Here is a 25911-nt window from a genome sequence, read left to right on the forward strand (position 1 = left end):
GATAAGATGAAAATTAAAAGGGCACGATTATTTAAAATTGATTTACCTTTAAGGAACGTTTTTGAGGTTAGTTTCGGGGTAATTAAGTATAAACGAACGATTATCTTGGAGTTGACAGATCAGGACGGTAATTGTGGATATTCAGAGTGTTCAGCTTTTGATATTCCATTTTATAATGAGGAATTTCGGTCAGGAGCATGGGACCTATTAAAAGAACAATTATTACCCAAGTTGATTGGTCATGATATTAATCATCCGGATGATATTTATCAACTATTTAGTCATATTCGTCGAAATAATATGAGCAAGGCATGTATAAATTGTGCACTGTGGGATTTATATGCTAAACGGCTTCGTCTTCCGTTAGCGAAAGCATTGGGTGGTGACAAACAAAAAGTTGAAGTTGGTGTTAGTATTGGTGTTCAATCTTCACCAGAAAAATTAGTTGAAGTTGTTCGTGGATATCTCAATGATGGTTATCGGCGAATAAAAATGAAGATAAAACCGGGAGCCGATTATCAGTTCATTAAAGCAGTCCGGAACGAGTTCCCAGAAGCGATGCTAATGGCTGATGCTAATTCGGCATACCGTTTAAAAGATTTACCGATGTTACAACGTCTTGATGAGTTGGGGTTACTCATGATTGAACAACCATTAGAACCGGGAGACTTAGTCGATCATGCACAACTTCAATCTAGGTTAAAGACAGCAATTTGTCTGGATGAAAGTATTCTTTCGTTAGCTGATGTTAAGAAAATGATTAAATTAGGTAGCGGTCGTATTGTTAATATTAAAGTTGCACGGGTTGGCGGACTAGGAGTAGCAAGAAAAATTCAGGAATATGCAAGTAAACATGGTATTCAATGTTGGTGTGGCGGGATGTTAGATTCTGGAGTTGCAAGAGCAGAAAACGTTGCAATTGCTACTCTCCAAGGATATACACTTCCTAATGATATTGCTGCTTCAACTCGTTATTATAATCAGGATATTATCAAACCAGTAGTTGAACTAGATGGAACTTATGTCAATGTTTCTCATCGACCTGGATTGGGCTATGAAATTGATTGGGATAATATGAAGAAATTTTGCCAAGAGGAACTGGTATTAAAATAGAAAATTTAAGTAAAAAAAGAAGATCGAGAAATCTCGATCTTCTTTTTTACTTAACCAGTAAATTAGTCGTTCTCAACACCAGTACCATCATAGCAGCGTTCAAGTAGTTCCTTGAGTTGGCTTACTAATGGTTCAACTGGATTAGTAGTTGTACATTGATCTTCATATGCAAGGACGGCAAGTTGATCAACTACCTTATCGAAGTCTTCACGACTAACACCGTTATCCTTAAGGCTTAACTTAACCCCACATTCGTGGGCTAATTCAATCACTTTCTTGGCGTATGCTTCAGCTAATTCTTCATCAGAATTTCCTTGGAGGCCAATGAAGCGAGCGATATCAGCATAATCTTTAGTTGCGTGGTAAGTTTCGTAGTGAGGCCAAAGGGCAAGCTTTTGTGGTAGTTTAGCATTGAAGCGGATAACTTGTGGAAGGGCGATCGCAATCAGTAATCCGTGAGGAAGACCGAACGCACCACCCATCTTGTGGGCAAGAGAGTGGTTAATTCCTAAGAATGCTTGACCAAATGCCATTCCGGCCATTGTAGAGAAGTCATGCATCTTCCGCCGTGCAAGTTTGTCACCCTTTACAGAGTTTGGAAGGTATTCCATAACCCCTTTGATGGTTTGCAGTGACCAACCACGAGTGTAATCAGTTGCCATTACTGAAACATATGATTCAGTAGCGTGACAAAGAACATCCAAACCTGTGTAAGCAGTGGTCTTGGGAGGAACAGTTTCAACAAATTGGGAATCGACGATCGCAATGTTTGGGGTCAATGCGTAGTCTGCAAGTGGGTACTTGACGTGGGTCTTGGAGTCAGTAATTACGGCAAATGGTGTAACTTCTGAACCAGTCCCTGAAGTAGTAGGAATTCCAATTAATTGTGACTTAGTAGGCTTCTTGATTTGGTATGCACGCTTACGAATGTCAAGGTACTTTTGCATAACACCGTACCAGGAAGTTTCTGGGTGTTCATAGAACATCCACATAGCTTTAGCGGCGTCCATTGGTGAACCACCACCGAGGGCAATGATTGTATCAGGTTTAAAGTCGTTCATCATTGCGACACCTTTTTCAACGGTGTTAGTGGATGGATCTTCTTCAACGTCATCGAATACCAAGAAGGCAGTATCGTTTTGACGAAGACGCAATTCGTCAATTACTCGTTGAACATAACCACGCTTACTCATTCCGGGACCGGTAACGATAAAAGCACGATTAATATTAGGAATGTCGCGCAATTCTTTTAGTGAGTTGCGTTGAAAGTATACTTTTGGGGGAATCTTAACCCATTGACGATTCTCGCGCCGCTTAGCAATAACTTTGATGTTTAAGAGATCCCAGTCTGTAACGTTGTGTGATACGGAGTTACCACCGTACGAACCAGTACCGAGGGTTAGGGATGGTGTCATGTTGTTGTAAATGTTACCAATTCCACCGATACCAGATGGTGAGTTAACGATAATCCGGGAAGCACGCATTTCAAGACCGTACTTAGTAGCTAGGTCGTCGTCGAGAGTGTGAATGGCAGCTGTGTGACCCTCACCACCGTAGTGAATCAATTGACGACAAATATCAAAGGCATTTTCGTGTGAAGTTGCTCGGTACATAGTAAGTACAGGTGAAAGTTTTTCAGCTGATAGTGGGTAATCATCACCGACACCTTCGTATTCAGCAATTAATACCTTGGTGTGTTCAGGAACATTCTTTAAGCCACACATTTTAGCGATTGCATTAGCTGAACGACCAGCAATTGGCCCGCGAACTTGGTGCCGTTTAGTGTCAATAAAACCTTCCGTAAAGGTATCCAATTCATTTGGTTTAACAAAGTAGCAATTCCACTTTTTAAATTCTTCTTTTACTTGGTCGTAAATTTCATCGTCAACAATAATTGAGTTTTCGGTCGCACAAATCATACCGTTATCAAAAGTTTTTGAAAGAACGATATCGTAAACGGAACGGGCAATGTTGGCAGTTTTTTCGATGTAAGCAGGACCATTACCAGGACCAACACCCAAAGCAGGGTTACCAGAACTGTAGGCGGCTTTAACTAAGGATGGGCCACCGGTTGCTAAGATGGTTGCGATGTTAGGGTTGCGGAGTAAAGCATTAGTTGCTTCAAGACTGCATTGTGGAATCCATTGGATCATGTCCTTTGGAGCACCAGCTTTTTCTGCAGCCTCTTGGAGAATCTTAGCAGTCTTAATGGAGGACTTTAATGCTTGGGGGTGGAAGGAGAAAATAATAGTGTTCCGAGTCTTGGCAGAAATAATTGACTTGAAGATTGTTGTTGAAGTTGGGTTAGTAACCGGAACAACACCTGCAATAATTCCTAGTGGATCCGCAATTGTAATTGTTTGGTTTTCATCATCGTCTTTGATAATCCCAACGGTTTTGTCGTGACGAATATTATTCCAAACGTATTCACTAGCGTAGATGTTTTTAATGGCCTTATCTTCAGCAACCCCACGCCCTGTTTCGTTGGCAGCGTCCACTGCGAGTTCCATGTGATGTTCTTCAGCTGCCAATGCCATTGCTTGACAGATCTTATCAACTTGTTCTTGGTTAAAGTTGCGTAGCTTATCAAAAGCTTTTTGACTACGTTCTACTAAGTCGTTAATCATCGCTTGAGCTTCTTTTTCTTTATCAACAGTTATTGTAGATTCAAGATTTTTCTTATCTTTAGCCATGAGAATGAACTCCTTTACTTTTATTGCTAGCTTTGTTAATTTCTGAACATAAATAAATATACTATATTTTGAGCTAATGTAAAGGTATATGTGATTGCTTGAACAATGGTAAGTGAGCGTGTTAACGCTTTCTGAATTGTTACTACAACCATTGCAAAGCTGGCAAAAATATTGGTATTATTTTAAAATGGTTTCTTCTAGCAGTGATATATTCCATTTATTTGATAGTTATTTCACAGAACTATAACAACCAATGATAAGCGAATGAACACTTTCCATGTTTTTAGTTGAGCATTATTAAATAAAAAGGCAGCAAGATGATCACGATAGGTGAACATCTTGCTGCTTTTAAGCGATTTATTTTCAATTACTCTTTATCATTTTTATCTTTTGAAGCATTTGGATCAGCAACGTCATAATCGTCGTCGTTCATTGCTTCAACTTCACCGAGCCGGTAGCCGTTACCAACTTGACTAAAGAAGTCATGGTTGGTAGTTGAAGTTGAAATTCCGTTCATTACAACCGGATTAACGTCGGATGCGGTATCAGGAAAGAGGGGATCTTGACCAAGGTTCATTAATGCTTTGTTAGCATTGTAACGAATAAAGGTAAGAACGTCTTCTGTCCAGCCAACTTGATCGTAAAGAAGATGAGTGTACTTTTCTTCGTTATCGTACAGTTCATACAAGAAATTGTACATCCAATCTTTCATATCTTGTTGTTGTTTTTCGGTCCGATCATGCATCCCCACTTGGAATTTGTAACCAATATAAGTTCCATGAACAGATTCATCTCGAAGAATTAATTTAATAATTTCAGCAACATTATTTAATTTGTTGTGTCCTAGATAATAAAGAGGGGTGTAGAAGCCGGAATAGAAGAGGAAGGTTTCGAGGAAGACGTTAGCAACTTTTTTCTTTAGCGGATCTTCTTCTGGATCGCGATAAATATTTGCAATCTGCACAGCTTTATTTTGTAAGAATTCTTCTGAATCTGACCATTTAAAGATTTCGTTAATTTCTTCAGGAGTATTTAACGTTGAGAAAATCGTTGAGTAACTCTTGGCGTGAACCGATTCCATAAATTGAATATTGTTGAGGACCGCAGTTTCATGTTGCGTCTTTACGTCCTGCTTAAGAGCGGTTAATCCTGCTTCGGATTGCACAGTATCAAGAAGGGTTAATCCGCCAAAAACGTGACCAACTGTCCATTGATGATCAGTATCAAGCTCGCGCCAATCATCTAAGTCATTAGAAACCGGGATCCGTGTATCGAGCCAGAATTGCTCTGTAAGCTTTTCCCAGGTCGCTTTATCAATCATATCGGAAACTTCATTCCAATTGATCGCTTTATATTCTGTCAAAGGTTTATATTCTTCAAGCTTCATTTATTAGGCTCCTTATTCACAATCAAAACAATTTTTTGAGACGTGAATTTTTAAAATTCATATAAAAATAAGTTTAGCAATCATTAGGCCGAAAATCAATTTAATCCCTGGTTAGATAACACAGCTTTCACATTGATTTGCGCCAATTTCATCATTATCGTCGGTGAATGTCCGGACGTAGTAAATTGACTTGATCCCTTTCTTGTAGGCATAATGACGCAGAATATTAAGATCACGAGTAGTCATCTTATTTGTCCGCCCATTTTTCCATTCATAAAGGCCTTCGGGTATTGTTGACCGAACAAAGAGGGTCAAAGAGAGAGATTGATCAATATGTTGTTGTGCGGCCGCATAGGTATCAATTACGGTTCGCATATCCATATCGTAGGCAGAACGGTAGTAAGGCATTGTGTCATTAGAGAGGTATGGTGCTGGGTAGTAAATCTTCCCAATCATCTTTTCTTGCCGTTCTTCAATCCGATTGATAATTGGGGTAAGACTAGCTGTTGAATCATTAATGTAGGAAGTTGAACCATTTGGCGCAACTGCAAGCCGGTATTCATTGTAAAGTCCGTTTTTCATTACGTCTTCTTTTAATTGCTTCCAATCATTGGTTGTTGGGATGTGGATGTTATTAAAGAGCTTCTTAACCAGATCAGATTGAGGTCCCCAATCTTTAGTTACGTACTTGTCAAAGTAGGAACCGTTAGCATAGGCACTCTTTTCAAAGTTATAGAATGTTTCCTGCCGTTCCTTAGCAATTTCATTAGAAGCGACTAATGACCAGTAATTAAGCAACATAAAGTAAACACTAATAAATTCTACAGCAACCGGGCTACCATATTGAATGTGATTTTTGGCTAGGTAACCGTGAAGACCCATTGCCCCAAGGCCGATTGAGTGACTAAGTTCGTTTCCCTTTTTAATTGAGGGAACAACGTCGAGACTTTCCACATCACTGATTCTAGTGAGTCCCCTGACGATTGCCCGAATTGAACGACCAAAATCTGGTGTGTCCATCATATTTGCAATGTTAGTTGAACCAAGGTTACAACTGATGTCGGTACCAAGAGTTTCGTAACTTTGGTCATCTGCGATAATGGATGGAGTTTGGACTTGGGCAATTTCTGAACACAGGTTACTCATCACGATCTTACCGTCAATTGGGTTATCCCGGTTAACGGTATCGATGTTAATGATGTAAGGATAACCCGATTCTTGTTGGAGTTTACTAATTTCGTCCTCGAGATCACGGGCATTGATTTTTTTCTTGTGGATCGCATCGTTAGCAACCATGTTGTCGTATTCTTTAGTGATATCAACATAAGAGAATGGCTTACCGTAAACTCGTTCAACATCATAGGGACTGAAAAGGTACATATCCTCATCTTTTTCAACTAATTCATAGAATTTATCAGGAACGGTAACCCCAAGTGAAAGAGTTTTTAGTCGAATCTTTTCATCGGCGTTTTCTTTCTTGGCGCCTAAAAATTCAATGATATCAGGGTGAAAGACACTAAGGTAAACAACGCCTGCACCTTGTCGTTGGCCTAACTGGTTAGAGTAAGAGAAACTATCTTCAAGGAGTTTCATTACCGGAACAACACCACTAGCGGCATGTTCGATCTTTTTAATAGGTGCCCCAGCCTCACGAAGGTTACTAAGATTAATCCCAACACCGCCACCAATTTTAGAAAGTTGGAGGGCTGAGTTAATAGTCCGGCCGATTGTATTCATGTTATCAGTTGGTTGGATTGCAAAGCAGGAAACAAATTCTCCACGACGTTTTCGGCCAACGTTTAAAAAAGTCGGGGTAGCTGGTTGATAACGTTGATGGATAATTTCGTCCGCTAAGATCATTGCTAATTCTTCATCACCGTTTGCTAAGTAAAGGGCATTCATCGCAACGCGGTCGATATAGTTTTCTAGGTAGTATTCCTTATCATCAGTTCGCAGGGCATATTGGGCATAGAATTTGTAGGCTGCCATAAATGAATGAAAATGGAAGTTTTGTTTCTTTAAATAATCGTATAGCTTTTCAATGAAGGCATTGCTATATTTATCCATAAAACCATCTTCAATATAGTCATTTGCTTCTAGCCATTTGTAGCGCTCAGTAACGGAAGAGAATTGCTTGGTATTTGGCTTGACGTTATTTTCAATAAAGTCTGCCAGAGCGGCTTGATCCTTATCTAATTGGATTTTGCCATTCTTTGGAATATTTACTTCATTATTGAGGTCATAGTACTTAACTTGTGTTAAATCAATATCGGACAGTGCCATGTTTATTTCCCACTTTCTCTTAGGTTTGTAAAAATAGTGAATAAAAAAAGTGGTTGCGATAAAAATAATTTCTATCACTAACCACTCTAAAAATCATTCAAATTTCAACAAAATTATTAATGAAACCTGAATAGCCATGCGATTAGATCATTTAAATAGCTTGAGTTAACTTATTTAATTCGTCAGGACGAAAGCCAGAAAAAGCACTTCCGTTTGGTAATTTAACAACTGGAGTTGCCATGAAACCTTCTGACTTCAAGCTTTTAATGAATTCAGGCTGTTCATCAATATTGTGTTCAACGAAATTAATGTTGTGAGCCTTTAAGAACTTCTTTGTCATTTTGCATTGGATGCAGTTGTTTTTGGAAAACAAAGTAACCATTTTGATCCCCTCACTCGTCTTATTTGATGTCCTCTAGTATAGCGATATTTTGTAAAAAATCAATGAAAAAGTGCCATATATTGTGTGATATTAAGGGTGAAACACAATATATGGCACAAGAGAAAGGCGATAAGGTACGTGAAACTTTTTGATTTATTTTATGATAAATGATAGATTGGACAACAACTTGACTATTATACACTGAAAAAATGAATTTACGAGGTTAAAAGGAGAATTATAATGAGGGAAAGAGTAACAATTCCCCAAGAAGAACAAGTAAAGTTCATGCAGACAGCGATTGCTGAAGCAAAAAAGGCAGAACTGCTAGATGAGGTTCCTATTGGTGCGGTAGTAACTTATCAGGGAAAGATAATCGGACGTGGTCATAATATGCGTGAGAAATTTCAAGATGTTACGTACCATGCTGAGATGCTGGCAATTATGGAGGCCTGCTCCTATCTTCATAGTTGGCGACTCGAAGATTGTGATCTTTATGTTACTCTTGAGCCGTGCATGATGTGCAGCGGTGCAATTGTTAATTCCCGTATTCGCAATGTTTTTTACGGGGCACCTGATCCGAAGGCAGGAACCGTTGAAAGTTTGTATCATTTACTTAATGATGACCGGCTAAATCATCAGGCTTACGTAACTTCTGGTATTCTTGGTGAACAATGCAGTCAATTGCTTAAAGATTTTTTTCGGGCAGTTAGAAAAAAACGAAAATTAGCCCGTAAAAAGAAAAAAACTGGTAATTCTTAGGTAAATGTTGTATCATATTATTTGCCGTAAGGCCTTAGAGCAAGGATATGCTTACGAACCGTGTCAGGTCCGGAAGGAAGCAGCACTAAGTTTGATGTATCTTGTGCTCTAAGTTTTTTTGATAATTAATTGTGAGGTCAGGGATTTTCTTCCCTGGCCTCTTTAATTCTTTTGAGGAGAAATTTTAATTTGAATTAAATTCAACTTAAATGATTTTTCTTTCGTTAAAAGCTAGTATAATATTAAGAAGCATTAAAATTACGGAAAGGAAGCTGATTAATGAGTTACCAGGCATTATACCGCGTATGGCGTCCCCAGCGTTTTGATGACATGGTTGGGCAACAAGTTGTGACGCGAACACTAAAAAACGCCATTATTACTCACCAAATTAGTCATGCCTACCTCTTCGCTGGGCCACGGGGTACTGGGAAGACTTCTGCGGCTAAAATATTTGCTAAGGCAGTTAACTGTCACTACTCTCAAGATGGTGAGCCATGTAATGAATGTGATACCTGTAAAGCAATTACCAATGGTCAGTTAAATGATGTTATTGAAATTGATGCTGCATCAAATAATGGTGTAGAAGAAATTCGCGATATTCGTGATAAAGCGAAGTATGCGCCAACACAGGCAGAGTATAAGGTTTATATTATTGATGAAGTTCATATGCTTTCAACTGGAGCTTTTAACGCCTTACTTAAGACACTGGAAGAGCCACCTGCTAACGTGATCTTTATTTTGGCAACAACAGAGCCACATAAGATCCCCCTAACAATTATCTCTCGTGTTCAACGATTTGATTTTCGTCGGATTTCTGCGACCGATTCGTTTGAACGGATGAAATCTATTCTTGACCAGAAAAAAGTTGAATATGATGAGAAAGCATTATGGGTGATTGCTAACGCTGCTGAGGGTGGAATGCGGGATGCCCTGAGTATCCTTGATCAAGTTCTTTCCTTTAGTGATAACCAGGTTAAACTTGATGATGCCTTATTGGTAACAGGCAGCGTTACTAAGCAACTTTTAAAGAAATATTTTCTGGAAGTTTGTCAGAACCAAAGTGCTCCAGCGCTCGAAACAATGAAGGAGATCCTTGGTGAGGGAAAAGATGGTCAGCGTTTTATTGAAGATTTAATTTCGTTTATTCGAGATGTCCTGTTGTATCAAGAAGCACCAAAATTAATAAAGGTTGAAAGTACTGGGCTAAAGGATGAGGATTTTGCGGAATTAAGTAAAGCAGCCTCCTCAACGACCCTTTACCGGATGATTGATGATTTAAATAATATTCAAATGGAAATGCGATTTACAACTCATCCTGATGTTTATTTGGAAGTGTTGACAGTTAAATTATCGCAACCAGTGCTTGAACAAAAGTCGACTAATGAAGCGCCACAGGTTCAAGCCGGTGGAGCAAAGCAGGCGGAAATTGATAAGCTTCAGGCTCAGGTTCAGGCACTCCAGCAAACTGTTAAGGAACTTCGTAAAAACGGTGAGGTAGTTAACAAAACAGTACGGAATAGTCCTCAATCCGTTAAGGAACAACCGCGTGTTAAGTCACGAAAAATTCAGATAAACTTGCACAAGGTTTACCCAGTTCTTGCCGCAGCTACCCGTCAAGATCTTATTAAAATAAAGGATCTTTGGGAAGATATGCTAAATATGTTGAGTGTCCCTCAACGTTCATTACTCCATGTTTCTCAGCCAGTAGCTGCTAGTCCAGATGGAATTATAGTAGCGTTCGACTATGCCTTCCTTTTTCAACAGGCAACTGATGATGCCGCCTTAATAAGGGCAATGGAAGAGGGACTGCAAAGACTAAGCGGTGATGAACGAAGAGTTGTTTTTGTGCCAAAGGATCAATGGCCACGGATTCGTCAAGAATACATCCAGAGTCATGGCCTAGGAAAGGGGAGCCAGGCAACGCATCTAGCTAACAAGGAGCAATCTGCTCCGGCTAATGCTAAATCACCAGTGCAGGAAGATGAAGCGGCAGAGGAGCCACCAAGTCAAGAGCCACAATCAGGAGTTCAAAAAGATCTGGTAGCAACTGCCCAGGAACTATTCGGTAGCGATATTGTTAAAGTAGAAAATAATTAGAAAGAGGAATGATAGATTATGATGAATGGTATGAATATGCAACAAATGGTAAAGCAAGCTAAGGAAATGCAAAAGAAAATGATGGCTGAACACGAGGAACTTGCTAAGCAACAATTCATTGGTCAAGCACCGGATGGAATGGTAACCGCAACCTTTACTGGGGATAATAAGTTGGTAGATTTAAAAATTAAGCCAGAAGCAGTTGACCCAGATGATATTGATATGCTTTCTGACCTTGTGCTAGCTGCTGTTAACGACGGGATGAAGAAAGTTAACGATGCTACCCAAAGTACTTTGGGTAAGTACACGCGTGGCTTGGGGATGTAAGAGTGCAGTATCCAGAACCACTGGCAAAGTTAATCGAGAGTTATACCAAACTACCGGGTATTGGTCAAAAGACGGCTACCCGGCTAGCTTTTTATACGTTAACGATGCAGAATGACGACGTTACAAACTTTGCCAAGTCATTACTATCAGCAAAGCGCGATCTCCATAGTTGTAGTATTTGCGGTAATATTACTGAAGATGATCCGTGCCCGATTTGTCAGGATAAGACCCGTGATCGTTCACAAATTTTGGTGGTCGAACAGTCGCAGGACGTTATGGCAATGGAGAGAATGCACGAATACCATGGTTTGTACCACGTGCTGAATGGGGTAATATCTCCCGTCGCCGGGACGGGTCCAGAAGATATCAATATTACCGGTCTTTTGAATCGCTTGAAAAAGGATGACGAGACTAAAGAGATTATCATTGCAACTAATGCATCATCTGATGGAGAATTGACTGCGAGTTACTTAGCGCGGCTTATCAAACCAGCAGGGATCAAGGTAACACGACTAGCTCACGGTCTTTCCGTTGGTGCCGATATTGATTACGCAGACGAAGTGACCCTATTTAAGGCAGTTCAAGGACGAACGGAGATGTAACTCATGCTTTTTCGTCATCGAAATAAGGAAGTAGTAAAGCAAGAAAGTGACCAACGTTTGTTAAACTTAATTTACGAGACAAAGGCAAGTTGGGATCACGCTAAGGAAACAGAACAAGCGGTGTATGAAGCAAATGCAAGCACGGAATTACATTACCGAACTCGTTTGCAGGAGCAGAAGTACCTATATCTTTACCGAATTGCACGAAAATTTAAGGTGCACGGTAAAATGAATCGGGGCGTCGTCGATCGTTAGGAAGAGGACAATGACAGGAAAATTTATTTCATTTGAAGGACCGGATGGTGCGGGAAAGACAAGTGTGATTAACACAATTCAAGCTAATTTAGAAAAGCAGTTGGGTAAACCACAAGTAATGTATACCCGTGAGCCAGGTGGTAATCATATCTCAGAACAAATCCGCCAAGTGCTGTTTGATGACCAGAATACGGATATTGATGGATGGACCGAAGCGTTGTTATTTGCTGCGGCCCGGCGTCAACATATTGTTTCAGAAATTATTCCTGGGTTAAAGAAGGGTAAAGTGATCCTATGTGATCGTTATGTGGATAGTTCAATTGCTTATCAAGGAGCTGGTCGGCATCTTGGGGAAAAGCGGATTTGGGATGTTAATCAATTTGCAATTGATGGTCTCCTACCTGATTTAACAATTTACCTTGATGTTGAATCTGAAATTGGGTTACGTCGGATCGCCGAACACCGTGCTGATCAGGTTAATCGTTTAGACGAAGAACAGCTAAGCTTTCATAAAAAAGTTCGTAAATCTTTTCTTCGACTTCAATGTGAAAATCCAGAAAGAATTAAGTTAATCGATGCTAGTCAACCATTAGCAAAGGTAATTGCTGATGTTAAACAAACGATTCATGCTAAGTTTAATGATTTATTTTAAGTTTACGGTATCCAAAGAAAGGTGATTTATTATGAAAATGATTATTGCAATTGTCCAATCAAAGGACAGTAATCGGCTCCGTAAAGCGTTTGCCAGTAACCATATTCAAATGACACAGCTTTCCACAACTGGTGGTTTTCTTCGTGAAGGAAACGCAACGTTTTTAATTGGAATTGAGGATGAACGCGTTCAAGAAGTTCTTGATATTATCAAAAAGAATGCTAAATCCCGTGAACAGTATGTTACTTCCCAGATGCATATGGACGTTGAAGGGGGTTCAGCATTCCCAGTTAACGTTCAGGTTGGCGGAGCAACTGTTTTCGTCATGCCAGTTGACCAATTTCATAAATTTTAATTAAGCAGGTGAAGATAAGTGGCTGACCAATTGCAGGCAGAAAGTTTGCAACCTTTGATTGTTAGGCAGTTACAAACAGTAATCAAAAACCACGAGTTAGCACATGCGTATCTTTTCGTTGGTCCGACTGGATCAGGAAAAAGTCAGCTGGCTAAGTGGTTAGCATTACGACTCTTTTGTTTCAACCTCCAAAATGGTGAACCTGATCTTACGTGTCCAGAATGCCAACGAATCCTAAGTGGTAATCATCCTGACGTCGTGGTTGCTAAACCGGAGGGTCGTCAAATTAAGGTTGATGAAATTCGTCATTTGAAGGATGAATTTACTAAGAGTGCTGTTGAGGGTAATAGAAAGCTTTTTATAATTCATGATGCTGAAAAAATGACGAATAACGCTGCCAATAGTTTATTGAAGTTTATCGAAGAACCAGGCTCGGGAGTTTACATTTTGATGTTAACGACGAATAAGAGTGCTGTCTTGCCAACAATCCGTTCTCGAACTCAGGTAATTGAGCTTCAACCATTGCCACGAGCTGAACTGGAAAAAGGATTGGCACAAAATGGGGTTCCCCGAACTGAAAGAACAGTTGCGCTTGGATTAACTGATTCTGTAAGTGAGGTTATGGAGTGGCGAAAAGATGATTGGTTGAAGCAGGCAATTACAGCAATTTCCCTGTGGTATCGTCATACAAGCAAAGCTAATATGCTGGGTTTCGTTGATGTTCAGACTGAAATTGTTAAATTAGCAACCGATCGACAAAAGCAACAGCTGATTCTTGATCTGATGGCATTGATTTGGCGTGATACTTTATTGATTGCTAACGGAATAACTGCTGAACAAGACTTACACTTTGTACAGGAGCAGGAGCTATTAAGCTTTACGGCGAATAATTATTCGGTGAGGACATTATTAGCAATTAGTCAGGAAACATTGACTAGTCGTCACCTGTTGGATCAAAATATGGCCTTTCAAAATGTTGCAGAACAGTTAACGATTAAGATCGTTCGAGCACTTTCGGCATAGGAGGATTAAAAATGAGTGAACATAGTAATCCAAATAGTATTTATGATCGTTTCGCTCAGGTGACTAAACAAACGCATGATTTAGTTGCCAATATGGAACAACTCCAAGCCCAGGTGACAGAGTTAATGGAAACTAATGCTGAGCTTTCAATTGAAAACGATCATCTGCGGACAATGTTAAAGAAGATGCATCAGCCCAAGCATGATGATCACCTTTCTGGTTCACGGGAGAATTTAAAAAAGCTTTATCAGCAAGGCTTTCACGTTTGTAGCGAGTACTTTGGCAAGCGACTTGACCAAAACGAATCATGTACATTTTGCTTAGACACGATTTTTGGTCATGAACAACCACCAATTAAGTAGGGAGAAGAATATGCAACAGGTTAGTAGCTTTCAGAATCAGGATACGGGAACACTATATCTTGTTCCGACGCCAATTGGTAATTTGGATGATATGACATTTCGGGCAGTTAAGGTGTTGAAAGATGCCGATTTAATTGCAGCCGAGGATACTCGGCATACCCAGCAGTTATTAAATCATTTTGATATTCATACTCCTGAAATTAGTTTTCATGAGCATAATACTGAGCAGCGGATCCCAGAGTTAATTGAAAAGTTAAAGGGTGGGGTAACGATTGCTCAATGTAGTGATGCCGGTATGCCGTCTATTTCTGATCCCGGAAAAGAATTGGTTGCTGCAGCGGTAAGGGAAGGCATTCCGGTTGTTCCGTTGCCAGGTGCTAATGCTGGGCTCACAGCATTAATTGCATCTGGACTTGTTCCCCAACCTTTTTATTTCTATGGCTTTCTTGAACGAAAGCATCAGCAACAGGTCCAAGAATTGCAACAGTTACGAAATCGCTCTGAAACCATGATCTTTTATGAAGCCCCCCATAGGTTAAAAAAAACGTTGAAGACGATGGCTGAAGTATTGGGGAATAAACGACAGGTTGTCTTGGCACGTGAGCTAACTAAGCGTTATGAAGAGTTTAGTCGGGGATGTTTGGCGGAGATAAATGAGTTCTATATGAATCACCAGCCACGAGGGGAATACGTTATCATTGTCGCTGGGAATCCACATCCTGATGAGGATGGAAAGCAGGATGAAACTGGAACCCCAATTGAACAAATTGATCGGGCAATTAGCGAAGGTCTATCCACTAATATGGCGATTAAACTAGTTGCAAAGAAGAATAAACTTAATCGGCAAGAATTATATAAGCAGTACCACAATATTTAGGAGTAAAAATGAAATTACAACAAACGGCACGGGAATATGAAATGCCACACCAACTAACTTATTATGAATGTGATGAACAAGGGCACCCAGTTTTAAGTATGGTCATGAGTATGCTTTCTGTTGTAGCGGATGAACAGAGCAATGAATTAGGGCTAAATCAAAAAACTGTTCAAGCTACTGGCGGCACATGGGTTATTGCGAGTTTTGAGGGAAAGGTTAATTTTCAGTCATTAAAAATAGGTGATACGGTTATTCTGGGAACACGGGCTGTTAGCTATAACCGTTTTTTTGCAACTCGTGAGTATTGGCTTCGTGATCAGGAAGGGCAAAGGGAATATGCACGGATAAAATCATCATTAGTTTTTATGAATTTAACTAGTCGAAAGATTGAATCAATCCCCCCAAAGCTAATTATCCCTTACCAAGCACCACAGGTTAAACGAGTACCCCGGGGAAAACGACCAAAACAAATTCCTGAAGGCGCTGAACTATCAAGTAGGCAATATCATGTTCGTTATTTTGATTTGGATGGGAATCACCATGTTAATAATGCTCGGTATTTTGACTGGTTGTTAGATCCTCTTGAGGAGAAATTCTTAACGAGTCACCGGCTCAAATCGTTTGCAATTCAATACCATCAGGAAGTTCGTGCCGATCATGATATTGATAGTGCGTTCTTTATGCCGACACCTCTTACAAGCCTTCACCAAATTAAAAATAACGGTCTTCTTTGTACATCTGCAGAGTTTGCGTGGGAGAAGATTGGTGATTAACAGGATTTATAATCGTCTTGAGAAAAGGCCAGAATGGTTTTTAGATCATTCTGGCCTTTTTAGCACGCTCTTTTCTTTCACAAATGGTAGACTTAAGATGGAAAAACTTTGAGGGGTGTTTAAAATGAAAAGTTCGTTAACGGCAGTAATTTACTTACAACCGGATCAGATTTTCTTACGGATTATTGAGCTCCCAAGCCTTAAAGTAATCAATGATGTTCGTTCTGGATTATTTGATATTAGTGAAGACGATAAAACTGCCAACTATGGTGAAAATATGGCAGCGATCACTGATAACATTGAAGGATTTAAAGAATTAATCAGTGATTATCATATTGATAATATTAAGTTCTATGGTGCTTATGAAGATATGGACAGTGTTACCGCTAGTTATGTTGGGGATCAACTAAAAGTTCGAACTGGTTTGCAGATTGAATGGTTAAATATTAATCAACTAATGGCTCAGTCCATGAGCTATATTGTGGATCAGTTACCAGAATTTAGAGAATTAAGTAAACATAACTTGTATATTTTGAGTATTGGCTTAGATAATTCTACATTGGCATTTTTCCACCATGGTAATTTTGAAACCTCATGGGAAATTGATCTTGGAGGAGCGCAGATTCACCGGCTGGTTAATCAGTTACGGCAGACAACAACTAACCCGACAGAGATTATTCAGGATTATATTGGCAGTAAACTCGGTTATTTAGCTTCTGAATTGACTCAGCATAAGAAAACGACAATGATCGTGCAAAATGCGTCATCATTGAGTAAACGGTATATTGGAAAGCACCAAAAGATTGGTGAGATTGACCGCAAAAAATTTCAAGAAACGTTTAACCACCTATTAATTCCGCAAGATCAATATATGTATAATAATGATCTTGATTTGGCGAGCGCCCGTGATGAGTACACTCTTCCGACTTACCTAGTAATTACCCGAGTGTCAAAATTGATTGACCTGACAAAACTATATGTTACTAATCTTTCTGTCATGGATGGAATTTCAAACGGGATTGCAACGAATAATGATAATTCACGAGCTACTGTGAATAACATGATTCGGACATCAGCAGATAACATTGCTCAGCGTTATGGGATTGATTTTAAGCACGCAGAGTTTGTTAAAAAATATGCGCTCCAATTTTTTGATGAGTTGCGGCCAATTCACCGGTTGAGTAATCATTACCGACTTCTACTTGAAGTGGCAGCCAAGGTTGATGATATTGGGAACTTTATTAACCAGCAGGGACATTACCGGCATTCAGCATATATTTTAGAGGCCAACCCACTAATCGGTTTATCGGATGAAGATAATTTGATTATCGCTGAAGTTGCTCGTTACCACAGTACTGAAAGTCCAACCATTAACCAGTCGCATTATCGTCATTTGGATGATGATATTCAACTGCCAGTTGCTAAGCTAGCTGCAATTTTACGATTAGTTGATTCGCTTGATGATTCTCGGCAGCAAAAGATTAGTCGGGTTCAATTAAAACTAAAAAATGGGCGGTTAATAGTAAAAGCGACTAGTTCGGATGATTTAGTATTAGAAAGCTGGTCATTTAGTCAAAAATCACAACTTTTTAACGATGTCTTTGGAATTAAGCCAGTGTTAAAGGAAAAAGGGGGGCGGTAAGATGTACAAGGATTTTTATAAACCACAAAATTATGTTAATCGGGAACTTAGTTGGATTGACTTTAACGGACGGGTACTTCAAGAAGCAACGGATACCAGTAACCCGCTTCTTGAACGTGCAAATTTTTTAGGAATTACTCAAAGTAACGTTGATGAATTCTTTATGGTTCGGGTTGCTTCACTTCATAAACTCGCAGCGGCTAATGTGACAACGACGGATGCCTCTGGGATGACGCCTGAAGAACAGCTGACTGCCGTGAATAAAAAAGAACATGAAATGGTTAAGGAACGGTATAAAGTTTATAACAAGCAAATTATCCCTGACCTTAAACAACAAAAGATTAATATTATGCATTTGGCAGATTTGGATGATCGACAAAAGGAATTTATTCGCCGGTACTTTAGCGATGAATTGATGCCAGTATTGACACCAATGGCAGATGATACATCCCGGCCCTTCCCGTTTATTGCTAATAATTCACTTAACATTGCGATCCAATTACGTCGCAATCCAAAGCAAAAGCAGGCTATTCAGGAACAAGAAATTCTTGAAGGAGATCAGGAAGTAATGAGTCGGCAGTTAGAGCCTCATGATGATAGTCGCGAATCAGAGATTAAGTTTGCCACTGTTCGTGTCCCATCAATCTACAAGCGGTTGGTCCGTTTGCCAGGAGAAAACAACTTTATCTTGATCGATGAGGTCATTAAGCGTTTCCTAGGCCAGCTATTTCCTGGATATCAAATCCTTGCTTCTGCGACCTACCGGGTAATGCGGGATATGGACTTGGATGTTGCGGAAGAAGATACTTCTGACTTGCTTCGGGCTGTTAAGCGCCAGTTACGTGAACGGGGACATGGTGAAGTGATGCGGCTAGAAGTGGAAAATTCAATTGATGAGTGGTTGGAAAACCAATTAGTTGATAATCTTCACGTGAACGAACGGTCTATTTATCGGGTAAATGGTCCCGTGGATCTAACATTCTTGAAGAAACTTTCTGGGATGGTTGATGGCCATAATAATCTTCGTTTCCCGCCATTCTACGCATACCAAAACCCTGATTTGGATATGGAACATAACATTTTTACCGCAATTCGGAAGCGTGATTACCTGATGCAACACCCGTATGATACCTTCCAGTCGGTGGTAAACTTTATCCACCAAGCAGCTCTTGATCCGAAAGTTCTTGCCATTAAAATGACCCTTTATCGGGTATCTGGAAATTCACCAATTATTAAATATCTGGGGATGGCTGCCCAACGTGGTAAACAGGTAACTGTTTTGGTTGAAGTTAAGGCGCGGTTTGATGAACAAAATAATGTTCGTTGGGCTCAACGGTTGGAACAGATGGGGTGCCACGTTATTTACGGATTAGTTGGGTTAAAGACTCACTGTAAGATTGCCTTAGTGATCCGGCGTGATGATGATGGACTCCGGCGGTACATGCATCTGGGAACGGGTAACTACAATGACGTGACGGCTCACTTCTATACTGATATGGGGCTGCTAACCTGTGATCAGGAAATTGGGATGGACATGACGAACCTCTTTAACATGTTATCTGGATTTGCTCGGCCATCATATTTTAATAAATTACGGGTTTCACCAAACGGCATTCGTAATTTTATTAATCAAAAGATCGATCAACAAATCAAAATTGCCCAAAGTGGAAATGCAGCATTAATCCGGATGAAGATGAATTCGTTGTCTGATAAGCAAATTATTGCTCACCTATACGAAGCAGCTTCTAAGGGTGTTAAGATCCAACTAATTATTCGGGGGATTACTTGTTTACGAAATGATCTTCCAGAACTTCACGGAAATATTGAGGTGCATTCAATTGTTGGACGCTTCCTTGAACACTCGCGGATTTACTACTTTAAAGGTAACGGTAATGAGGAGATTTACCTTTCAAGTGCAGATATGATGACCCGAAATCTAAATCGGCGGGTTGAGGAACTTTTCCCCGTTGAACAGTCCGATACAAAGGCCAAAGCAATCTCAATTCTGGATGATATGTGGAAAGACAATGTTAAGGCTCGGGTTCTTGTTGGTGATCATTATGAGCGAATTGATAATCATGGTGAGGAGCCATTTAATGCTCAAGAATTCTTTGCTCAACGAGCAACGGTTGAAAGTAAGCAAACAAAACAGCAGGAAAAGTCAAAGCGGCATTTTTCAAATGTCTTTGAAACGTTAAGTCGTCACGTTCCTAGTTTGCATCTTAGTTCACGGGGGGATAAGCATCATGAATAAGGATTCTCAATATCTAGCAATTATTGATCTTGGTTCAAACTCAGTTCGACTGAAGATTGACCAAATTAAGCTTGATGGTTCATATCAGACAGAGCGGTATGAAAAACGTTATGTTCGTCTGTCATCGAATATGGGACCAGAAAAGATCCTTCAGCCAGAACCTATTAAACGGACGTTGAAGGCGCTCACTGAATTTCGCCAGATCTGTAATCAATATAAACATCTTAAAATTTTGGCAGTAGCAACCGCTGCAGTTCGCCAGGCCAAGAACCAGACTGAATTTTTACAGGAAGTTAAAAAGAAAACCGGTTTTGTAATCCATGTGATTTCTGGTGAACAGGAAGCTTACCTTGACTATATTGGGGTTAGTCGGACACTTGCCCTTAAGGATGGGGTGATCTTAGATACTGGGGGGGCTAGTATGGAAATTATCCTCGTTAAGGATGGTCAAGCTGAAGAAGTTGTTAGTATCCCTCTTGGTTCAGTTCTAATTTCGCAACGTTATGATTTAGGGGATCGGATTAGTGCACCGGATCTTTTTAACGCGATCGTTAAAGTTGACCAGGTCTTAAGTAAAGAGTTATGGCTCAATCGAATTCGTCATGGCGAAATTGTTGCTCTAGGGGGGTGCAATCGGGCATTAGCTAAGGTTTACCGCTGGCAGCAAGCAGTGAATTCTAGCCGGGTTGCGCCAGTTCATGGTTTAACCATGACTCCGGATGAAGCATATGGTATTATGCAACAACTATTGAGCAGCTCTAAGAGTGAACGGGCCAAAATCAGGGGCGTAAATAAGGAACGAGCTGATGTAATTATTGGGGGATTGTTACCATTAATGAGCATTATTCGCCAACAACAAATTCAGCAGATCCAATTTAGTAATAGTGGGCTTCGTGAAGGACTATTATTCCGCTACTTAGAACACGAAACAAGCTTAGAAAATTTATTTACCTTGTAATCGGTTACATTATTTAGTAAAATTTTACTTAATTTTACTAAACGGTCGATTATAAAAGTGCTACAATCATATTTGAACAAGGAATTAAGAGACAGTCTGAGATTAGCAGATGTTGTCGTATAAGGAGGAAACAACATGGCAATTTTAGTTGCTGGTGGTGCCGGTTATATCGGTTCACATATGGTTAAAGACTTAGTTGAAAATGGTCAAGAAGTTGTTGTTGCTGATAACCTTTCTACAGGTCACCGTGACGCAATCAACCCTAAGGCGAAATTCTACGAAGGGGATATTCGTGACCGGAAATTTTTGGATAAGATCTTTGATAATGAGGATATTGAAGCAGTTGTTCACTTTGCTGCCTTTTCAATTGTTCCTGAATCAATGAGTAAGCCTTTGAAATACTTTGACAACAATACTGGTGGGATGATTACCTTACTTGAAGCAATGCGTGATCACAATATCAAGTACATCGTCTTTAGTTCTACCGCTGCCACATATGGTGTTCCTGAACACATGCCAATTAAGGAAACGGATCCACAAAATCCAATCAATCCATACGGCTTGAGTAAGTTAATGATGGAAAAGATGATGCGTTGGGCTGACAAGGCTTACGGCATCAAGTTTGTTGCTCTTCGATACTTCAACGTTGCTGGCGCTGCGCCAGATGGTACTATTGGTGAAGACCATGGACCCGAGACTCACCTGGTTCCGATTATTTTACAAGTTGCTCAAGGCAAACGGGATGAATTAAGCATCTTTGGTGACGATTACAACACTCCAGATGGGACCAACGTTCGTGACTATGTTCATGTTATGGACTTGGCTGATGCTCACATCTTAGCTATTAAGTACCTTGAAGCTGGAAACGAAAGTAATGCCTTTAACTTAGGTTCTTCAACTGGCTTTTCTAATAAACAAATGCTAGAAGCTGCTCGCAAAGTCACTGGTGAGCCGATTCCTGCAAAGATTGCTCCACGGCGTCCAGGTGATCCTGATTCATTAGTAGCAGCTAGTGATAAGGCCCGGAAAATCCTTGGTTGGAATCCAAAATATGACGATGTTCATGATATTATCGCTACCGCTTGGAAATGGCATTCAACTCACCCAAAGGGCTACGAGGATCGTGACTAGTTATTAGAATTAGAACATATTATTCAAAATAAAAGTAGCGTTTTACAAAACGCTACTTTTATTTTGGCTTAATTTAATGCAAAAAATACTTGGTGTGATAAGATGTTAAATGATTGAAAGGATGATCGAGAAAATGAAAATACTTGCCATCGATACGTCAAACCACCCAATGAGTGTTGCGGTGGTTGAGAATGATCAATTATTAGCAACCGAAACCTTAAACATGGTGCGGAATCATAGTATTTATTTAATGCCAGTAATCGATAAGCTGGTTAAGTTAGTAAAGTGGCAACCCGAAGATATTGACCGAATTGTGGTTGCCCAGGGTCCTGGTTCTTATACTGGAATTCGGATTGCGGTTTCAACTGCTAAGGTCCTAGCGGATACTATGAATAAGGAACTAGTTGGGGTGTCAAGTCTAGAAGTCTTAGCACGAAATATCGTTCCGACTACTAAAGAAGTGATTGTACCATTTTTTGATGCACGACGGGGAAACATTTTTGCGGGTGCTTACCAATGGCAAGCTGGAAAGTTAGTTAACCGAATTGCAGATCAGCATTTAGCAATGAAAGATCTTCTTGCTCAATTAGCCAATTTAGACCAACCGATCTTATTAGTTGGTCATTTGACTGATCGAATTGCAAAGGTAATGGGAGAAATGCCTGCTAATGTTCAACTTGCACCGCGGCCATTTTCTATCCCGTCTACATACCAACTTGCTCTTGCCGGGAAAGATATCCAACCGGTTACTGACATTGATTCAATGGTTCCACACTACTTAAGAATTACTGAAGCTGAAGCTAACTGGCAAAAGCTTCATCCAGGTGAAATTAGGCAAAACTATGTTCGCGAAGTTTAAAGCATGGCTTGAACATAAACGGGGAGAAGAACAGTTAAAATTTACCCAACAACCGTTACTAATTAACGGGCGGCAGTTTACTATTCGCCAGGCACGTTTCACGGACATTTCCGCGATTGTTCACGTTGAAGAATTAATCTACGGGACTGCGCCGTGGAGTGCCAGTACGTTTCAAATTGAACTAGAGCGGGATTATGATCGGTTATATCTGGTCATAACGTACGATGGTCAAGTAGTTGGGTATGTGGGTTGTTCATTTAACTGGTATAAACATGAAAGCCATATTACTAATATTGGGGTAAGTCCGGCTTATCAAGATCGGGGAATTGGTTCAAAAATGATTACGCTTTCAGAAGATTACGCAGGTCATCACGGTTACCCGAAAATGACGCTAGAAGTCCGGATTCATAATCTTAAAGCACGAAAATTATACGAGCGACTTGGCTTTTACCAAACAAGTATTAGACCGCACTATTATATTGATAATCGAGAAGATGCGGTTGAGATGGAAGTAAAATTGTAAAGTAGAGGAGAAAATACTTAGTTATGGCAGAGAAAAACTTAATTCTGGCATTCGAAACGAGCTGTGACGAAACAAGTGTTGCGGTGGTGGAAAATGGTACTAAAATTTTGTCAAACATTGTGGCAACCCAAATTGATAGTCATCAACGTTTTGGTGGGGTTGTTCCAGAAGTTGCTAGTCGGCACCATATTGAATGGATTACTCGCTGTACTGATCAGGCATTAGCCGAAGCAAATGTTTCTTACGATGACCTTGCAGGGGTTGCAGTTACTTATGGTCCCGGACTGGTTGGCTCCCTTTTAATCGGGGTAACTGCCGCAAAGTCAACTGCTTGGGCACATCACTTGCCGTTGATTCCAGTAAACCACATGACTGGTCACTTATATGCAGCTCGGTATGTTGGTGAATTTAAATACCCTCAGATGGCCCTTCTTGTTTCCGGTGGTCATACGGAATTGGTTTACATGAAATCTGAACATGAATTTGAGATTGTTGGTGAAACCCGTGACGATGCGGCTGGGGAAGCTTACGATAAGATTGGCCGGGTTTTAGGAGTCAATTATCCTGCCGGAAAGACGATCGATGAATGGGCAGCTAAGGGGAAGGATACCTTCCACTTTCCACGGGCAATGGAAAAGGAAGATAACTTAGATTTCAGTTTTAGTGGTCTTAAGAGTGCCTTTATCAATACCGTTCATAATGCCGAACAACGGGGAGAAAAGCTCAATAAGTATGATTTGGCAGCCAGTTTTCAACAAAGTGTTGTTGATGTATTGGCTGAAAAGACAATGCGGGCCCTCGATCAATATCCGGTAAAACAACTGATATTGGCCGGTGGAGTTGCCGCAAACCATGGCCTTCGTTCACGATTAGAGCATGATATGCAAAAATATCATCCAGATGTAACGATGCTTCAAGCACCATTAAAGTTATGTGGTGATAATGCTGCAATGATTGGGGCCGCTGGTTATATGGATTATGAACATGGTGATCGTGCTAAGTTAGATTTAAATGCAGAACCGGGATTGATGTACTCGGAGAAAAATTAATAAAGGCAGGAGGAACGTGATAGAGATTATTTATCACAGCCTCGTTAACGGATAGCTAGCCTTTAGAAAGTATAAATAGGCCTCTAGCGTTTGAAGTGCCATAGAAAAGTTAGATATTTTATTAAATCTTAATTAATGGATTGATTCCGATATTCGACCGGAGTCAATCCTTTCTTATTCAATGAAATTCGCTCGTAATTAAACCAAGAAACATAGTCTTGGACGATTTCACGTAATTGGTTGATCGATGAAATCTTTAACCGTTTTAAGCATTCGCGTTTCATTAGGTTAAAAAAGCTTTCTATTGGTGCATTATCTAGGCAATTTCCCTTCCGAGACATACTTTGAGTAAGATTAGCTTTAGCCAACTCATTTCGATAATACTGTAATTGATAATGCCAACCTTGATCGGAATGTATAATTGGCTGACTACCTGCTGGTAGTCGGGAGCTTAATTCTTGCAGTGTTTGTTCAATCAAAATTCGATTAGGACTAGCGGAAACCTGCGTTGCTAAGACTTCATTGCTGGCTTCATCAATAACTGCTGAAATATAGCCAAACTGATTATTGTCCAATTTTAGCTGCGTTATGTCGGTGTGCAGGACTCGGTAAACCTGTCGTTCATTGAACTTTTGCTTAAGAATATTAGGTGCTACACGCCCGAGCTGACCTCGATAAGAAGAATAATGGCTTCTTTTGCTATAAACACAAACCTTTAATCCTATCTGTTTCATCAGTTTACGTACTGTCTCTGGACTAATTGTATAGTTTAATTTCTTTAACTTGTAATAGATTCGACGATAACCGTATGTTTCCCGACTTTGGCGAAAAAGCTGTTTGATGACTTGTTTAATATGGCCGTATTTATCTGTTGCTTGGATTGCCTTTAACCGTTCATAGTATGTCGACCTTGGCATCTTAAAATAAGCCAGTAACTCCTTTAATGGATAGTCTGCCCTAAGCACTTGAATTACTGCTGCTTGTTCTTTTCTTCTTGCTGTCTTAGGGCATGCAATTTTTTTAAGATATCAATCTCCATTTTTTGATATGCAACCTTTGCTTTTAACTTTTCTATTTCCTGTTGATATTGTTTATCTTTAGTTACCCGTTCTTTATTACTCGTCGTATGTCTTTTCATAGCTTTTACAGTCCGGCCTTTTACCTTCGGTTGAAGGCCGGCAATCCCTTCTTTTTGGTATTTACCATACCATAAACTAACGAGTGATTTATTTAAACCAAAATGAGCAGCTACTTTTTCTACGCTTAAGTCATGAGTTTGGCAATAATTCAGGACTTGTAACTTAAATTTAACTGAATACCGTTTCTTGGTATGCTTAATCACTAAAGACTCAAAGCCGTGTTCTCTAACCAAATTAATCCAGTGCTGTGCGACTGTTTTATCCGCCATACCATATTTTTTGCATAGTTTATCTTGGCTTATTCCACCTTGTAAATATTCTTGAACAATTTTAATTTTGAATTGTGTTGAATACTTCGTCATATAAAAAACCACCCTAAAATTGTTAGATTTGTCTAACAATTTTAGGGCAGTTCA

General features: G+C 39.9%; 25 protein-coding genes and 1 other RNA gene. 20 read left to right on the forward strand and 6 right to left on the reverse strand.

Going from position 1 to position 25911, the window contains the following annotated elements; all coding sequences use genetic code 11:
- Positions 1–6 precede the first annotated feature (6 nt).
- Positions 7–1113, forward strand: coding sequence for an o-succinylbenzoate synthase (gene menC / locus H5R64_RS03820; RefSeq protein WP_182581046.1), 1107 nt, complete (start codon positions 7–9; stop codon positions 1111–1113).
- A 62-nt stretch (positions 1114–1175) separates the two neighbouring features.
- Here the strand turns inward: menC and adhE are convergent, their stop codons facing one another.
- The 4 genes from adhE to nrdH all read right to left on the reverse strand — a co-directional run bounded on the left by adhE (position 1176) and on the right by nrdH (position 7858).
- The gene (gene adhE, locus H5R64_RS03825; protein WP_182582878.1) at positions 1176–3806 is read right to left on the reverse strand and encodes a bifunctional acetaldehyde-CoA/alcohol dehydrogenase; all 2631 of its coding nucleotides are present in this window, start codon (positions 3804–3806) and stop codon (positions 1176–1178) included.
- 367 nt (positions 3807–4173) lie between these two features.
- Positions 4174–5193 carry a class 1b ribonucleoside-diphosphate reductase subunit beta gene (gene nrdF, locus H5R64_RS03830; protein ID WP_182581044.1) on the reverse strand — a complete coding sequence of 340 codons (1020 nt, stop codon included), beginning with the start codon at positions 5191–5193 and terminating at the stop codon, positions 4174–4176.
- Between the two features lie 111 nt (positions 5194–5304).
- On the reverse strand, positions 5305–7476 hold the full coding sequence (nrdE, locus tag H5R64_RS03835) for a class 1b ribonucleoside-diphosphate reductase subunit alpha (RefSeq protein WP_182581043.1): 2172 nt from the start codon (positions 7474–7476) through the stop codon (positions 5305–5307).
- 151 nt (positions 7477–7627) lie between these two features.
- The gene (nrdH, locus tag H5R64_RS03840) at positions 7628–7858 is read right to left on the reverse strand and encodes a glutaredoxin-like protein NrdH (protein WP_182581042.1); all 231 of its coding nucleotides are present in this window, start codon (positions 7856–7858) and stop codon (positions 7628–7630) included.
- Positions 7859–8098: 240 nt separating this feature from the next.
- On the opposite strand from nrdH, the gene tadA reads away from it, so the two are divergent.
- The 19 genes from tadA (at position 8099) to tsaD (ending at position 24356) form a co-directional block, all read left to right on the forward strand.
- Positions 8099–8617, forward strand: a complete 519-nt coding sequence (gene tadA, locus H5R64_RS03845; RefSeq protein ID WP_182581041.1) for a tRNA adenosine(34) deaminase TadA — start codon at positions 8099–8101, stop codon at positions 8615–8617.
- Positions 8618–8642: 25 nt separating this feature from the next.
- Positions 8643–8740, forward strand: an RNA gene (gene ffs / locus H5R64_RS03850) — signal recognition particle sRNA small type.
- A 156-nt stretch (positions 8741–8896) separates the two neighbouring features.
- Positions 8897–10714, forward strand: coding sequence for a DNA polymerase III subunit gamma/tau (gene dnaX / locus H5R64_RS03855; RefSeq protein WP_182581040.1), 1818 nt, complete (start codon positions 8897–8899; stop codon positions 10712–10714).
- Positions 10715–10732: 18 nt separating this feature from the next.
- Positions 10733–11041 carry a YbaB/EbfC family nucleoid-associated protein gene (locus H5R64_RS03860; protein ID WP_182581039.1) on the forward strand — a complete coding sequence of 103 codons (309 nt, stop codon included), beginning with the start codon at positions 10733–10735 and terminating at the stop codon, positions 11039–11041.
- 2 nt (positions 11042–11043) lie between these two features.
- A complete protein-coding gene (recR, locus tag H5R64_RS03865) occupies positions 11044–11643 on the forward strand; it encodes a recombination mediator RecR (protein WP_182581038.1) in 600 nt (199 codons plus the stop codon).
- Between the two features lie 3 nt (positions 11644–11646).
- Positions 11647–11898, forward strand: a complete 252-nt coding sequence (locus H5R64_RS03870; protein ID WP_182581037.1) for a YaaL family protein — start codon at positions 11647–11649, stop codon at positions 11896–11898.
- 10 nt (positions 11899–11908) lie between these two features.
- Positions 11909–12550, forward strand: a complete 642-nt coding sequence (gene tmk, locus H5R64_RS03875) for a dTMP kinase (protein ID WP_182581036.1) — start codon at positions 11909–11911, stop codon at positions 12548–12550.
- Between the two features lie 31 nt (positions 12551–12581).
- Positions 12582–12905 (forward strand): cyclic-di-AMP receptor, encoded by a 324-nt coding sequence (locus H5R64_RS03880; RefSeq protein ID WP_182581035.1) that lies wholly within the window; start codon positions 12582–12584, stop codon positions 12903–12905.
- 18 nt (positions 12906–12923) lie between these two features.
- Positions 12924–13928, forward strand: a complete 1005-nt coding sequence (gene holB, locus H5R64_RS03885; RefSeq protein ID WP_182581034.1) for a DNA polymerase III subunit delta' — start codon at positions 12924–12926, stop codon at positions 13926–13928.
- Between the two features lie 11 nt (positions 13929–13939).
- Positions 13940–14290: a DNA replication initiation control protein YabA gene (locus tag H5R64_RS03890; RefSeq protein ID WP_182582880.1), complete on the forward strand. Its 351-nt coding sequence runs from the start codon at positions 13940–13942 to the stop codon at positions 14288–14290.
- A gap of 10 nt (positions 14291–14300) precedes the next feature.
- On the forward strand, positions 14301–15167 hold the full coding sequence (gene rsmI, locus H5R64_RS03895) for a 16S rRNA (cytidine(1402)-2'-O)-methyltransferase (protein WP_182581032.1): 867 nt from the start codon (positions 14301–14303) through the stop codon (positions 15165–15167).
- 8 nt (positions 15168–15175) lie between these two features.
- Positions 15176–15940: an acyl-[acyl-carrier-protein] thioesterase gene (locus H5R64_RS03900; protein WP_182581031.1), complete on the forward strand. Its 765-nt coding sequence runs from the start codon at positions 15176–15178 to the stop codon at positions 15938–15940.
- 124 nt (positions 15941–16064) lie between these two features.
- The gene (locus tag H5R64_RS03905) at positions 16065–17582 is read left to right on the forward strand and encodes an exopolyphosphatase (RefSeq protein WP_182581030.1); all 1518 of its coding nucleotides are present in this window, start codon (positions 16065–16067) and stop codon (positions 17580–17582) included.
- 1 nt (position 17583) lies between these two features.
- The gene (locus H5R64_RS03910) at positions 17584–19836 is read left to right on the forward strand and encodes an RNA degradosome polyphosphate kinase (RefSeq protein WP_182581029.1); all 2253 of its coding nucleotides are present in this window, start codon (positions 17584–17586) and stop codon (positions 19834–19836) included.
- Positions 19829–20794 (forward strand): Ppx/GppA family phosphatase, encoded by a 966-nt coding sequence (locus H5R64_RS03915; protein ID WP_182582882.1) that lies wholly within the window; start codon positions 19829–19831, stop codon positions 20792–20794. Before H5R64_RS03910 ends, H5R64_RS03915 begins: the two co-directional genes overlap by 8 nt.
- A gap of 135 nt (positions 20795–20929) precedes the next feature.
- Positions 20930–21925, forward strand: coding sequence for a UDP-glucose 4-epimerase GalE (gene galE, locus H5R64_RS03920; protein WP_182581027.1), 996 nt, complete (start codon positions 20930–20932; stop codon positions 21923–21925).
- Between the two features lie 133 nt (positions 21926–22058).
- Positions 22059–22784, forward strand: coding sequence for a tRNA (adenosine(37)-N6)-threonylcarbamoyltransferase complex dimerization subunit type 1 TsaB (gene tsaB, locus H5R64_RS03925; RefSeq protein ID WP_182581026.1), 726 nt, complete (start codon positions 22059–22061; stop codon positions 22782–22784).
- A complete protein-coding gene (rimI, locus tag H5R64_RS03930; protein ID WP_182582884.1) occupies positions 22768–23307 on the forward strand; it encodes a ribosomal protein S18-alanine N-acetyltransferase in 540 nt (179 codons plus the stop codon). The genes tsaB and rimI overlap by 17 nt, the downstream gene beginning before the upstream one ends.
- A gap of 23 nt (positions 23308–23330) precedes the next feature.
- Positions 23331–24356, forward strand: a complete 1026-nt coding sequence (gene tsaD, locus H5R64_RS03935; protein ID WP_182581024.1) for a tRNA (adenosine(37)-N6)-threonylcarbamoyltransferase complex transferase subunit TsaD — start codon at positions 23331–23333, stop codon at positions 24354–24356.
- Between the two features lie 128 nt (positions 24357–24484).
- On the opposite strand, the gene H5R64_RS03940 is transcribed toward tsaD, so the two are convergent.
- Both H5R64_RS03940 and H5R64_RS03945 read right to left on the reverse strand, forming a co-directional pair.
- A complete protein-coding gene (locus tag H5R64_RS03940; protein WP_231797899.1) occupies positions 24485–25321 on the reverse strand; it encodes an IS3 family transposase in 837 nt (278 codons plus the stop codon).
- Positions 25322–25326: 5 nt separating this feature from the next.
- Positions 25327–25857 carry a helix-turn-helix domain-containing protein gene (locus H5R64_RS03945; RefSeq protein ID WP_182581023.1) on the reverse strand — a complete coding sequence of 177 codons (531 nt, stop codon included), beginning with the start codon at positions 25855–25857 and terminating at the stop codon, positions 25327–25329.
- Positions 25858–25911 lie beyond the last annotated feature (54 nt).

Origin of the sequence: Limosilactobacillus fastidiosus (assembly GCF_014145505.1) — a bacterium.
Taxonomy (GTDB): domain Bacteria; phylum Bacillota; class Bacilli; order Lactobacillales; family Lactobacillaceae; genus Limosilactobacillus; species Limosilactobacillus fastidiosus.

Excerpts from the sequence above, each read along its gene's own strand:
- H5R64_RS03945 (WP_182581023.1), bottom strand. The coding sequence starts at position 25,857 with ATGACGAAGTATTCAACACAATTCAAAATTAAAATTGTTCAAGAATAT.
- tsaD (WP_182581024.1), top strand. The coding sequence starts at position 23,331 with ATGGCAGAGAAAAACTTAATTCTGGCATTCGAAACGAGCTGTGACGAA.
- tsaB (WP_182581026.1), top strand. The coding sequence starts at position 22,059 with ATGAAAATACTTGCCATCGATACGTCAAACCACCCAATGAGTGTTGCG.
- tadA (WP_182581041.1), top strand. The coding sequence starts at position 8,099 with ATGAGGGAAAGAGTAACAATTCCCCAAGAAGAACAAGTAAAGTTCATG.
- H5R64_RS03910 (WP_182581029.1), top strand. The coding sequence starts at position 17,584 with ATGTACAAGGATTTTTATAAACCACAAAATTATGTTAATCGGGAACTT.
- nrdF (WP_182581044.1), bottom strand. The coding sequence starts at position 5,193 with ATGAAGCTTGAAGAATATAAACCTTTGACAGAATATAAAGCGATCAAT.
- H5R64_RS03900 (WP_182581031.1), top strand. The coding sequence starts at position 15,176 with ATGAAATTACAACAAACGGCACGGGAATATGAAATGCCACACCAACTA.
- H5R64_RS03860 (WP_182581039.1), top strand. The coding sequence starts at position 10,733 with ATGATGAATGGTATGAATATGCAACAAATGGTAAAGCAAGCTAAGGAA.
- H5R64_RS03905 (WP_182581030.1), top strand. The coding sequence starts at position 16,065 with ATGAAAAGTTCGTTAACGGCAGTAATTTACTTACAACCGGATCAGATT.
- rimI (WP_182582884.1), top strand. The coding sequence starts at position 22,768 with ATGTTCGCGAAGTTTAAAGCATGGCTTGAACATAAACGGGGAGAAGAA.
- H5R64_RS03870 (WP_182581037.1), top strand. The coding sequence starts at position 11,647 with ATGCTTTTTCGTCATCGAAATAAGGAAGTAGTAAAGCAAGAAAGTGAC.
- tmk (WP_182581036.1), top strand. The coding sequence starts at position 11,909 with ATGACAGGAAAATTTATTTCATTTGAAGGACCGGATGGTGCGGGAAAG.
- adhE (WP_182582878.1), bottom strand. The coding sequence starts at position 3,806 with ATGGCTAAAGATAAGAAAAATCTTGAATCTACAATAACTGTTGATAAA.
- rsmI (WP_182581032.1), top strand. The coding sequence starts at position 14,301 with ATGCAACAGGTTAGTAGCTTTCAGAATCAGGATACGGGAACACTATAT.
- galE (WP_182581027.1), top strand. The coding sequence starts at position 20,930 with ATGGCAATTTTAGTTGCTGGTGGTGCCGGTTATATCGGTTCACATATG.
- H5R64_RS03915 (WP_182582882.1), top strand. The coding sequence starts at position 19,829 with ATGAATAAGGATTCTCAATATCTAGCAATTATTGATCTTGGTTCAAAC.
- menC (WP_182581046.1), top strand. The coding sequence starts at position 7 with ATGAAAATTAAAAGGGCACGATTATTTAAAATTGATTTACCTTTAAGG.
- dnaX (WP_182581040.1), top strand. The coding sequence starts at position 8,897 with ATGAGTTACCAGGCATTATACCGCGTATGGCGTCCCCAGCGTTTTGAT.
- H5R64_RS03880 (WP_182581035.1), top strand. The coding sequence starts at position 12,582 with ATGAAAATGATTATTGCAATTGTCCAATCAAAGGACAGTAATCGGCTC.
- nrdH (WP_182581042.1), bottom strand. The coding sequence starts at position 7,858 with ATGGTTACTTTGTTTTCCAAAAACAACTGCATCCAATGCAAAATGACA.
- H5R64_RS03890 (WP_182582880.1), top strand. The coding sequence starts at position 13,940 with ATGAGTGAACATAGTAATCCAAATAGTATTTATGATCGTTTCGCTCAG.
- nrdE (WP_182581043.1), bottom strand. The coding sequence starts at position 7,476 with ATGGCACTGTCCGATATTGATTTAACACAAGTTAAGTACTATGACCTC.